This window comes from Mesorhizobium sp. WSM4310, from assembly GCF_007003935.1.
Classification (GTDB): Bacteria; Pseudomonadota; Alphaproteobacteria; order Rhizobiales; family Rhizobiaceae; genus Mesorhizobium.
The window spans coordinates 16,996-27,853 of the sequence record NZ_VFTA01000059.1 but is presented as its reverse complement, the minus strand read 5'-3'; the positions used below and the strand labels follow the sequence as shown (position 1 = coordinate 27,853).

The following is a 10,858-nucleotide window of genomic DNA, read 5'->3' as shown; positions in this document are numbered from 1 at the left end:
TTGTCGCTCTTGATTGCCCTGCTTCAAATCCGGCCGAAGCCGGTCGCCGCTTAGGGCTCGGATTGTTCACGGTCGACTAGTGAGCACTCTCCAATATGTTAGGCTCTGTCGCAGTAGCGCAACAAGCTCAGTCTTTGGATGGGTGGTATGAGGATGAGACGACTGAATGTGTACAGGCTCAGTCTTTTTATCGAGGCTCTCGTTTTTGTCGTAAGCGCGTTCGGTGCGACGTGGCTTACCAGCTTTGTGAACGCGCCATGGTGGACATATGTGATTATAGCGGCCATCGCTATGGGCATGTTCGTCGCCGTGCGTGGGGTCCTTTCTGAGCCGCAACGTATGGGACTCTTGGCACACAACTCGGCAGCGACCTCTGCGTGAACCCAGACGCCTTGAAAATGTGCCCGATGCGTCCGGATTTTTGGCGGTGATCTTCATCAAATGCGATGAGCTGCAATTTCTGGCGACGGCCACGCTAAGGGCGGGCCTCCAGCACCATGTTGAACGGTGTCTCCGCGGCGCGACGCAATCGCTTGAAGCCGCCGCCGGTCACAACCTTGCGCAGCCTCGCCTCACCGGCCTGGGCTCCAAGCGCGAGCCCGACTTCCTGCGACACGGATGCGGGCGTGCACACGAAAGTGGAAGCGGCATAGTAAACGCGGCCGACGGGATTGAGGTTCGCCGCCAGATGATCATGCGCGAACGGCTCGACGATCATCCACGTGCCGTCCGGCTTGAGCGATCCGTGGACATGGGTGGCGGCGCCCGTCGGGTCGCCCATGTCGTGAAGGCAATCGAAGAATGTGACGAGGTCATAGGTTCCGGGATAGCTCTTGGCGGCCGCCACGTCGAACCGCGTGTTAACGCCGACGCCGGCTACCTCGGCCGCCTTGCGGGCGCGCTCAATCGAAGGGGCATGATAGTCGAAGCCGACGAAGCGCGAATTGGGGAAGGCCTGTGCCATGAGCACGGTCGATGCACCATGACCGCATCCAACATCCGCGACGTCCACGCCGCGTTCGAGCTTCTCGACGACGCCCTCCAAGGCCGGCAGCCAGGAGTCGATCAGATTGGCATTGTAGCCTGGACGGAAGAACCGTTCCGTACCGCGAAACAGACACGCGCTATGATCGTGCCACCCGACGCCCTTGCCGGACTGGAATGCCTGCCTCACCTTTTCTTCATCGAGCCACAGCGCGGACAGGAACTCGAATGCGCCTGCCATGAAGGCCGGGCTGTCTTCATCAGCGAACACCAGCTCTTGCTCGGCGTTGAGATAGAATTTGTCGCTCGCTTCATCGTAGTCGACGTAACCCGCCGCCGCCTGCCCGGAAAGCCATTCCCTTACGAGGCGTTCCTGGGTGCCGGTGCGTGTCGAAAGTTCGGCGGCCGTCATCTTGCCGCCTTCGCGCAATGCCTTGAACAGGCCGAGTCTGTCCCCCAGCAGGACTCCCGCGCCCGTTGCGATCGCACCGAGATCGCCGACCATTTTCCCCAAGAATGCGTCCAACTTTTCCTGATTCGCTTCAGACATCTGAATCTCCCTTTGGGTTCAATCTCTCCAGGCGACGGAGCCGTGCTCGTCATGAGGCGCCTTGAGCATCAGATGCTCGAAGACATGCAGATATCCCCGGCGGCTCATTCCGCGCTGCCGATCCTGCACCAGACCATATGGGTGACGACCGGCGCGGTGGTCGGGAATGACAGCCACCTCCATGCCGTTGAAAAGCAGGAAATCCGTCACTTTGCCCTCGTCGGTAACCGGCGGAGCCGGAGTGGTCGTCACCAGGGCAAGCCCTGTTGCAGCAGGTATCCTTGGGCAGCCTGTCAGAACATCGATGACTCCGGTTGTGGTGCCGGGGTGGGCGATCAGGGGCCAAGTGATTGTTCCGCGGCGGCTGTATGTTGTGGTAAGGTGATCATGCGAACTCTTGTTGGTCGGTCACGTGTTTTGCGGATGACCCGCATGTACTGTGCCAAATGAGAAAACCATTCAAACGCAATCCAGTAGATCTGACTGTATCCGACATTGTCGGAATTTGGACATCGCCGAACGCGAAGCGCTCGGGGCTTGTGACGATACTTGAGCGTGCTGCTTCGGAGGAGGGATGAGCCTCGAACCGGCCGCGAGGCCTTTTTCTGGCAACGGATATTCCGGCCGGGTTAGGCCGCGAGGAAAGCGACGGTGAATAAGAGGTAGAGGACCAACCGTTTTGAGCGGGTAGTTGCCGTGTTGCGCCCCCAGGCAAAGGCCAGCACCACGGAGCAGTATTTCTGGTGGCGATACTACAACGCCTTTTAGTGCCGGTTACCCGTTTTTACCCAGTTGGCCTGGTGCATTCAGAGCGAGCTCGTTGGAAACCGCTTATTGTGGCTATGAGCGAACTCGGGATGGAGGAGTGGACCCAAAAATTGGCAAAATGCCCCAGGGAGGATTACATGGGTCGCTCATTCCCCGTACTCGTTACAGGTGCGCGTCGCTTCGCAAACAGCTTGCTTTTGACTTGGCGTTTTTTGCCGTCTCGGCATCGCTCACTAATTCGGCCGCTGCCGACACCGTGAACTGGCGTCAATTCGAAGGGACCAGCATAACTTGGGCCTACGACATCCACCCCTATGCGGATGCTCTCGCTGCGCAATTTCCGGAGTTCGAGAAGCTGACCCGGCATCAAGGTCACGCCGGAACTCTACCCAGACGATTCTTACTGGAACAAGATGACGATCCAACTGACGACGAAGTCGCCAGCATGGGATGTGTTCGGCACTGGCATTCAGCCCGCGTAGGACCTCGCTCCGAGTGGCGCCCTGGAGCCGCTGGACAAATACCTGAGCGATTGGAAGCTTACCGATGCTGGATACGACTACATTACGTGGACATGATCAAGAAGTGCGCGGCTCCTTCCTTCGCGTCCGGCCGCAGCGCGATGACGATCGACTCAAATATGTTCGGCTTCTGGAACGATGTTGCGGGGAAGCCGGCATCCGGCAAGATCGCCTTCGCTCCGCCGCTGCACGCACCGAGCGCCACGAGCTTGGAGTCTGACATCTGGATCTGGGCTCTCGCCATGAACGCGGCTTCCGAAAAGAAGGGCACGGCCTGGCTGTTCATCCCGTGGGCCACCTCCAAGCAGGTGGCGCTCAAGGGTGCCCTTGCTGGCCAGCTCGTCAATCCGCCGCGCACGTCGACCTGGCAGACGACACCTGGACTAAGTACGCTTCGCAGCCCGAGTTCAACAACTTCGTTGACAGCTTCAAAAAGATACAGGACCAAGCCGCGCTGGCTTTCACACCGCGTGTCGGCTTCGGCGAAGCCATGAACGCATGGGCCGTGGCGATGCAGAAGATGGTAAACGGCGATGACGTCGAGACGACGTTGAGGGCGCTTGCCGAAGAAATCCGCACTGGCCTCTGATCAAAAGGAACAGGGCAGTACTATTGCACTGCCCTGTTCCCGCCAACGGCGGAGATCACGCCGTGTCACCCCAAGCACTTAAACCCAGCGTGCCGATGGCAGCCGAAGGACCTGGCGCGCGCGCCTCGTCCGGTTCGGCTTCGCTGGAGGGGCGTTCCATCGACTGTTTCAGCCTTGCAATCATCCAGGCGCTGGCCAAAAGCCAGATGGAGCGCCGGCTCAGGAACCGGCGCAAAAACTCGAGCCTGCCGGCGCTGATCGAGCTGGTGCTGGCGCGGCCGCTGGTGTCGGCAGGTCTGGTCGCGGCCGAGCTGAAAATTAGCCAGCGCGCTGCGCTCGGGCTGGTGCCGAACTCGGCATCCGTGAGGTGACCGGCAGGGGGCGCTACCGGGCGTGGGACCCCGTTTAGCTGCGGCGGGCTTTGGCGAAAGCGACAGCACTGATGATTTTTGCTGTACGCTCATTCTCCCTCATCTGCGCGTTGACAGAAAACCAGCAGGCGAGGGTCACAGCACGCTGTGCTCCCCGCGATTTCCGGAAAACCAATGAAAAACGACTTTGATCGATCGCGCGGGACGTATCATTCAACCATGTCGAGAACGGGCGTGACGGCACGTACACTATGGACCGAGAGAACTTTGTCTGGCGACTTTGCGCACGCTTGCAAAACTCTTCGGAAAACTTCCTTCTGTTGATCCAATGATCGTAATGAGCTGGAGTGGCATCGCCGCTCTCCTCGGTTCTTGCTCTCTCAGTTGAACTTGATGCTAGCCTGCACGAAAACGCCGTAGCGCTTTGCCTTCCAATCGTCGGCCTGCGGGGAACCACGACCGCCCATTGCCTCTTCGAAATGAGCGGTGCCGTTATTCGCCACGGCCGCAACACCGCCTCGAGCTGGACGCCATGCCCATCGCCGTCTTCGGGAATTAGCTTGATCTTGGGCGCATGTGGTGCTGCTCTTTGCCGTCGAGCCGCGTGAAGAGGAACGCCACGTCACCAGAAAGGCTGAGTCGCTCGGTGAGTTGCGTCTGCCCGGCCAAGCCGAGTCGCAGCGAATGCCAATCGTTGTCCTGGCTGAGAGGTTGACGTAGGTGGGACGGTTGGCACACAGGTTCCCCAGTTGGTCGCCTGCTGCGTGCAACCGAAAGCATCGTAGCTCTCGTGCCAGAAATTGTTGCCAACAAAAGCACCGATGCGGTAGCGCGGTGAGTTCAAGAAATTATATCCAAGATCGGCGGTGAAATAGCTGACGCCGCCCCCGCGCTGATCACTGAATGTGTTTGAGTAGCCCCCCATTTCCGTAAGAAGTCCTCGTCATGAGAAAATCCTCCCTGATGCCGCCCGCACCGAGGAGGCCTTTACGAAAATGCCAGTCGGATTGTGGACTCGAATGCGCGTCTAGATCGTCATAGGTGAGCCGCGAGACCAGTGACGTACCTTTATGATTGTAAAGTTCCTTCGATGCGTTGCCGGTACTGGCCAGTAACGTAGTCCACCCTCGAAGGAAAAGACTGAGGCCGCCGACCCGGCTACCGACGCCGACTCGCAATCACCGGCACTCGACGGCGGTTCGGAACTTCTCGGTGCCGCAGCGCCGGCCAAGCCGGACGGGCCCGGTGAAAAATTCGTCGTCGAGGGCAAGGCGCCCGCTGCTGCGCCCGGCCGCGCCGACGATTTTTCTTGGCCGCCAAGGCGGCAGCCTGCGGCCGGGGCCACAACCGAAACGACCACGGCGATCAGTCCGTAAGCTGCCCGGGGCAGCGGAAGGGCGGAAAGCGCCTTCAGGTGGCCGCACAAGTAGGGTCTCGAGACGGACTCAGCGCGGCAGCACGCTCGATCCCATCAGCGCCTCATCGATGGCGCGCGCCGCCTGGCGGCCCTCGCGGATCGCCCAGACGACCAGCGACTGGCCGCGCCGCACGTCGCCCGCCGCATAGAGCTTTTCGACGCTGGTCCTGTAGTCCCGGTCATTGGCCTCGACATTCTTCGAGCGGCGGCTGTCAATGGCGATCTTCATCTGGCCGGCCAGTTCCGACACCGGCCCGCGAGCGGCTGGCCCGGCAAAGCCGATGGCGATGAACGCGAGATCGGCGCGGATGACGAATTCGGTGCCGGCGATCGGCTTGCGCTTTTCGTCGACTTCGCAGCATTTGACCCCGGTCAGCTGGCCGTTTTCGCCGATGAATTCAAGCGTCGCCACCTGGAATTCGCGCTCGGCGCCTTCGGCCTGCGAGGATGACGTGCGCATCTTGGTCGCCCAGTATGGCCAGACCGACAGCTTGTCTTCCTTTTCCGGCGGCTGCGGCCGGATGTCGAGCTGGGTGACGCGCACCGCGCCCTGGCGGAAGGCGGTGCCGACGCAGTCGGAGGCAGTGTCGCCGCCGCCGACGACGACGACATGCTGGCCGCCGGCGAGGATCGGATGCGACGGCCACGCCACCGACTGGATCGGTTCGCCGCCGACACGCCTGTTCTGCTGCACCAGATAGGGCATCGCGTCATGCACGCCGCCGAGATCGTCGCCGGGAATGCCGGCCGCGCGCGGCGTTTCGGAACCGCCGCAATAAAGCACGGCGTCATGTTCGGCGAGCAGCTCGGCAACCGGCTTGTCGACGCCGACATTGACGCCGCAATGGAAGGTGACGCCCTCGCCCTGCATCTGCTCGATGCGCCGGTCGATATAGTGCTTCTCGATCTTGAAGTCGGGAATGCCGTAACGCATCAACCCGCCGGGCCGGCTCTCGCGCTCATAGACATGGACGTCGTGGCCGGCGCGGCCGAGCTGCTGGGCAGCCGACATGCCGGCCGGGCCGGAGCCGATGACGGCGACGCGCTTGCCGGTCTTCTTCTCCGGCGGATAGGGCCTGATATGGCCGGTCTCGTAAGCCTTGTCGGCGATCGCCTGCTCGACCGTCTTGATGGCGACGGGGATGTCCTCGAGGTTCAGCGTGCAGGCTTCCTCGCAAGGTGCGGGGCAGATGCGGCCGGTGAACTCCGGGAAATTGTTGGTCGAATGCAGGTTGCGGATCGCATTGTCCCAGTCGCCATTGTAGACGAGGTCGTTCCAGTCCGGGATCTGGTTGTGGATCGGGCAGCCCGTCGGCCCATGGCAGAACGGAATGCCGCAATCCATGCAGCGCGCGGCCTGTTTCTCGACCTCTTTGTCGGACATCGGCAGCGTGAATTCGCGGAAATGCCGGATGCGGTCGGAGGCCGGCTGGTACTTGTGCACCTGCCGGTCGATTTCGAGAAAGCCTGTTACCTTGCCCATAGTCCAGTTCCTGCTGTCCAGATGGTGCGCCTGGCGACGCCCTGCAGCTGGATCAGATGGGGCATCCCGTCCACACATGGGCCGCACCAAGTTGCCCAAAATTCGACTATGTACACTTGCCGGGCTCAAAGCTCGTGAGGGGCTCGCCATGCAGCCAGTTCTCGACTCTAATCGAAGGAGCCGGGGACTCCATCTGCAATACCACGTTGCGGTCCAAAGCTATTTCCAAAGGTTTCTGCACGAGCTGGTTTCCTCTCAGAGACGGCACACGGGTTCAGGGAGGAGCGCATCGCTCGTCTTGCCCCATTGAGTGCAGTCACAGTCACTCAGTCTCAAAAGCCATGCCAACGCGCTCAGCGCGCAGTTAGCGCCCATTGCTTCGAAAAACCTCGTCAGTGCCCAGATGTTGGTTGTAATGAACCTGACATTTGTCTGACGCTGTCAGCTTTTGGACACGCGATCACGCGCTTCGTGCCGCCAGATGGCCAGGCCGAGCCCTGTGTTGCCAGCGGTCGCTTCGATGATTGTACCGCCCCGCGCGTGCCACGCTGTTCGGCATTAACGATCATCGACAACGCAATGCGATCCTTGATCGATCCGCCGGGATTCTGGCTTTCGATCTTGACGAAGCGACGACACCTGCCGGTATCGAATCTCTTCAGTTCGACGACCGGCGTCTCCCCAATCAGATCGAGCACTGACAAATGGCGGACGCAGGCGAGAGGACGCCTTTGTCGACGGTCGGCGGAACATCTCGAGGCTCATGCGGCTGCGGTCTCCAGAATGTCGGCATAGTGCCGTTGCGCAATATCGGGATGCGAGCGCAGTCGGCTCTTCAGCAGTTGCGGAACAGGGGATTGTCGGGGTCGCTGGCGGGGCACCCGCTTCGGCAGCCAGTTCAGGCGGCAGGTCAAGAAACCGTATGTCGGCATCAAGCCGCGCGCCGAAGAAGAAGGGAATAGAAACAGTGCCCTTCGAAAGACCCAGGGCGACGGAAATCATTGCATCGGGCGAGTTCATGCGCCTGAAGCAGCGCTGGCTGCAACTGCTTCATAGCGACAGGCGGGCGGAGACTCTAGCGGGGCTTTCGCCGCTTGGTTGATTGAGGCTCTCGACGAAGCCACTAAGATTCGGCGGCCGATAATAGCTTGCTGCTCATTGGGACGCCGACCAACGCCGGGATTGAGAAAGGCAACCCTGCCCCACAAGGCGGGTGTCACACGTGCGGTGCGTCCGCTCGTCGCGCCGGATGGTCTTTGAGACCTGGGTTCACGGCTATTCAGATGCACCCCTGTCGGCTTTTCGGTGCAGGCCGCCAGGCGGCGTGTTGCAGCAGCGGTAATTAGTTTGAGAGCGTGCGAGCACGGGCTGCATAGTGAGATCATTTGCCGGCGTGGGGACCAAGGTGTGGCGCAGCCTTAGAGAACTCAACACCGAGACCGGAGCAACGGAGACGGCTCTTTCGTCGAGACAGTTTAATTGGAAGGCCGAGAAGCACCGGCTGGGTAGCGTCACGCCGCATCATTCTTTGCGGAGCTGGAGCGCGCGGGATCGCTGGAGCGGCTGGTGAAAGCGGTTGCCGGGGCGCACGCCAACAACAACACGTGAGCTGGCGCCTCGTGTGGCAAAAGGAGGGGGCGAGAGCCCATGGCCTGCAATGAAGCGATCAAGCATTGCGATCGTGGAACCAAGCTGCCTAGTCGACCATCCGGACCGCGGCCTTCAAGCCAGCTCGCCTTGGAATCGGCCTTCCAGGAATCACCGTCAAGGCCGACTCACGACCTTTTCGCCATGAGCCGCGAAGAGGGCATTCCGCCGGAAGCCGATGGCTGCCTTCTCTCGTTCATCGACGGCTATGTGGTGAGCGGCCATGTGCCGGTCGGCACGGTCAACAAGCTCTTGACCGAGCGGCCCGACATCAAAGGGCATGACGCTGCCCGGCATGCCGATGGGCTCCCCCGGCATGAGTGGCACGAAGGAAGCGCCCTTCGAGATTCTCGAAATCCGAAAGTCTGACGCGACCGGCGGCATCTACGCCACGGAATAGGAGGCTTCGATGATGGAATGCATGAGCGGCATGATGATGTTCGGCACGGGCCTGGTGTGGCTGCTTGTCGTCGTCGTGCTCGTCCTCGGGACGGCCGCGCTGATCAAATACCTGTTCTCCAGCGGCGGCAAAGGAGAAGGGCGTCGGTCCTCTTATCGATGCGTGGCCGCGGCAGGCCTCGGATTGGTCTGGACATTGCCTTGGCTCGCCAACCGGATGGCCGCGCCCCGGCCGCGGCGATAGCGCTAGGCAAGACGGTTTTAGCCAGGCGAAGGTCAGCGCGATTGGAAAGCCCGCTGCCTTCGGGACGCATGCCGGCGCCGGGACCGGCCGCGGTCGTCGGCGGCGGCTACCAGAGCGACATGCCGGGCTTCGGGAATGTCCTCACCGACGAGGAGATCCGGGCCGTTCTGGCCTTCATCAAAAGCACATGGCCCGAGCGGGAACGCGCCTATCAGGCAGATGAGCCGCCGGGAGCGGGAGCAGACACAGTGAGACCAATCCTAGCCGCGGAGCCCTCGAACGCCCCCAACCGGAATGCATTGTCCATGAAAGCGAAACCGTCGCTTGCGATTCAATTTCTGGCGCTGATCCTCGGGACCTCCGCGCTGGCCCACCATCCGGGCGCCGATCTCGACAAGATGAGGGACAGCGCGGAGAGGTTCTTCCAGGCGATCGACGAGCAGGCCGCGCCGCCTTTCGAACTGGCCGACGCGGACGGAAGGGCCGTCCGCCTTCCGATCTCTCCGACAAGATCGTGGTGCTCTACTTCATGACGAGGTAACCTTGGAAGAAGAAGGCGACGGCCACTGGCGGCAGGATGGCAAGCACGCTGGCCGCAAAAAGCGGCCCATACTCATAGAAGCGGGCCGGTTCTGTCGCAAATCGTGCTTTTGGCCACAACTGGACGCTTTCGCGCGCTTATGGACCAGCTCACATGACAGGGCTCGACGTGCCCCGGGGTGGCGCCCTACTTCCACGCTCGCACTGTCACACTCCCGCCGAAAGGCGGGTTTAGTGAGTTATGGCAGTGACTGTGCCACCAGTCCAAACGTCGAGTTTCGCGGCAACTTCGACGCTTTCCTTAGCTGACTTGCCCAAAACCAGCGCGGCCAAAGCATACTGCTTGCCGCTCCCGATGGCATAATATTCACCTTTCACGGGATCACTTGGCAGCCAATTGCCGTCCAACAATACGGCTTCCCCATTTTTGCGCACTATCAGCGCCTCAAATTCAAAATTGTCGTCGTTGCGCGGCACAGGAATATCAGAAACATCCATGCCCTTCTCAACCCAGTCTCGAACGGCCTTTGGAATACCCAAGGACGAAGAGGAAACGCCGATGAGTGTGCCGTCGCATAAGCGAAACACCTTCGTTTTCTCACCGACGGATACTGAGTCAAAACCCAAGGCTCGGCCGTCGCCAGCCATGGTTCCGTTCCTGTAAGCTATTGTTGTCATTGGCACCCTTCTATCGCTGCATCAAACTTCAGGACCTTGCGCATGTCCCCTGTGTCAAGGTCACTGACCGACGGCCTATTTGCCTGATACACGATACAGGCTGCGCTCCTTGAGTTCGCGCACGGGTGGCCGTCATCTTGCCGCCTTCGCGCAATGCCTTGAACAGGCCGAGTCTGTCCCCCAGCGGGAATGACAACCACCTCCATGTCGTTGAAACGCAGGAAATCCGTCACTTTGCCTCGTCGGTAACGGGCGGAGCCGGAGCGGTCGTCACCGGGCAAGCGCGGTCGCAGTAGGTATCCTGGGCAGCCCGTCAGACATGGATGGCTTCGGTTGTGTCATGCGACTTCTTGTTGGTCGGTCACGTGTTTCCGGATAACCAGCATGCGCTGTGCCAAATGAGAAAACCATTTAAAGTCAATCCAGCAGATCTGACTGTATTCCGACATTGTCGGAAATTGGACATCGCCGAACGCGGGCGCTCGGGGCTTGTGATGATACTTGGGCGTGCTGCTTCGGAGGAGGGATGCGCCTCGTACCGGCCGCGAAGCCTTCCTGCATTTAAGGCGCCAGATCAATTGAACGCGATGCCGGGCAGCGTCGCAGCGGCTAAGCCAGCCACTCGCATTGCTCCCTGACAGGATGGTGCCGATCCTGCTGAGATCGC

The 10,858-nt window shown here is 60.7% G+C and carries 8 protein-coding genes and 6 pseudogenes; 6 read left to right on the top strand and 8 right to left on the bottom strand.

Annotated elements, in window-relative coordinates:
- Positions 1-475 precede the first annotated feature (475 nt).
- The 3 genes and pseudogenes from FJV80_RS32895 to FJV80_RS35495 form a co-directional block, all read right to left on the bottom strand.
- The gene (locus FJV80_RS32895) at positions 476-1,534 is read right to left on the bottom strand and encodes a class I SAM-dependent methyltransferase (protein ID WP_024504268.1); all 1,059 of its coding nucleotides are present in this window, start codon (positions 1,532-1,534) and stop codon (positions 476-478) included.
- A gap of 57 nt (positions 1,535-1,591) precedes the next feature.
- Positions 1,592-1,813: pseudogene (locus tag FJV80_RS32890) on the bottom strand (insulinase family protein); the annotation flags it as partial.
- Between the two features lie 1,053 nt (positions 1,814-2,866).
- On the bottom strand, positions 2,867-3,109 hold the full coding sequence (locus tag FJV80_RS35495; RefSeq protein WP_224571023.1) for a hypothetical protein: 243 nt from the start codon (positions 3,107-3,109) through the stop codon (positions 2,867-2,869).
- A gap of 3 nt (positions 3,110-3,112) precedes the next feature.
- On the opposite strand from FJV80_RS35495, the gene FJV80_RS35490 reads away from it, so the two are divergent.
- From FJV80_RS35490 to FJV80_RS35485, 3 genes and pseudogenes are all read left to right on the top strand, one after another.
- The gene (locus tag FJV80_RS35490; RefSeq protein ID WP_224571022.1) at positions 3,113-3,412 is read left to right on the top strand and encodes a hypothetical protein; all 300 of its coding nucleotides are present in this window, start codon (positions 3,113-3,115) and stop codon (positions 3,410-3,412) included.
- 62 nt (positions 3,413-3,474) lie between these two features.
- Entirely contained in the window at positions 3,475-3,783 is a 309-nt protein-coding gene (locus tag FJV80_RS35775; RefSeq protein WP_236473435.1) for a helix-turn-helix domain-containing protein, read from the top strand.
- Between the two features lie 1,181 nt (positions 3,784-4,964).
- Positions 4,965-5,159, top strand: a pseudogene (locus FJV80_RS35485) (DUF459 domain-containing protein); the annotation flags it as partial.
- A gap of 69 nt (positions 5,160-5,228) precedes the next feature.
- Here the strand turns inward: FJV80_RS35485 and FJV80_RS32870 are convergent.
- From FJV80_RS32870 to FJV80_RS35480, 4 genes and pseudogenes are all read right to left on the bottom strand, one after another.
- Positions 5,229-6,683, bottom strand: coding sequence for a glutamate synthase subunit beta (locus tag FJV80_RS32870; RefSeq protein ID WP_063169408.1), 1,455 nt, complete (start codon positions 6,681-6,683; stop codon positions 5,229-5,231).
- A gap of 41 nt (positions 6,684-6,724) precedes the next feature.
- Positions 6,725-6,888: pseudogene (locus FJV80_RS32865) on the bottom strand (thioredoxin domain-containing protein); the annotation flags it as partial.
- Positions 6,889-7,166: 278 nt separating this feature from the next.
- Positions 7,167-7,436: pseudogene (locus FJV80_RS32860) on the bottom strand (pyridoxal-phosphate dependent enzyme); the annotation flags it as partial.
- 8 nt (positions 7,437-7,444) lie between these two features.
- Positions 7,445-7,649 (bottom strand): annotated as a pseudogene (locus FJV80_RS35480) (isopenicillin N synthase family oxygenase); the annotation flags it as partial.
- Between the two features lie 801 nt (positions 7,650-8,450).
- Here FJV80_RS35480 and FJV80_RS32850 point away from each other — a divergent pair.
- The 3 genes and pseudogenes from FJV80_RS32850 to FJV80_RS35770 all read left to right on the top strand — a co-directional run.
- Positions 8,451-8,730 (top strand): annotated as a pseudogene (locus FJV80_RS32850) (DUF411 domain-containing protein); the annotation flags it as partial.
- Between the two features lie 9 nt (positions 8,731-8,739).
- On the top strand, positions 8,740-8,973 hold the full coding sequence (locus tag FJV80_RS35475) for a hypothetical protein (RefSeq protein ID WP_127312611.1): 234 nt from the start codon (positions 8,740-8,742) through the stop codon (positions 8,971-8,973).
- Between the two features lie 41 nt (positions 8,974-9,014).
- On the top strand, positions 9,015-9,506 hold the full coding sequence (locus FJV80_RS35770; protein WP_244514239.1) for a cytochrome c: 492 nt from the start codon (positions 9,015-9,017) through the stop codon (positions 9,504-9,506).
- 238 nt (positions 9,507-9,744) lie between these two features.
- Here the strand turns inward: FJV80_RS35770 and FJV80_RS32835 are convergent, their stop codons facing one another.
- Entirely contained in the window at positions 9,745-10,161 is a 417-nt protein-coding gene (locus tag FJV80_RS32835; RefSeq protein WP_063169404.1) for a hypothetical protein, read from the bottom strand.
- Positions 10,162-10,858: the final 697 nt, after the last annotated feature.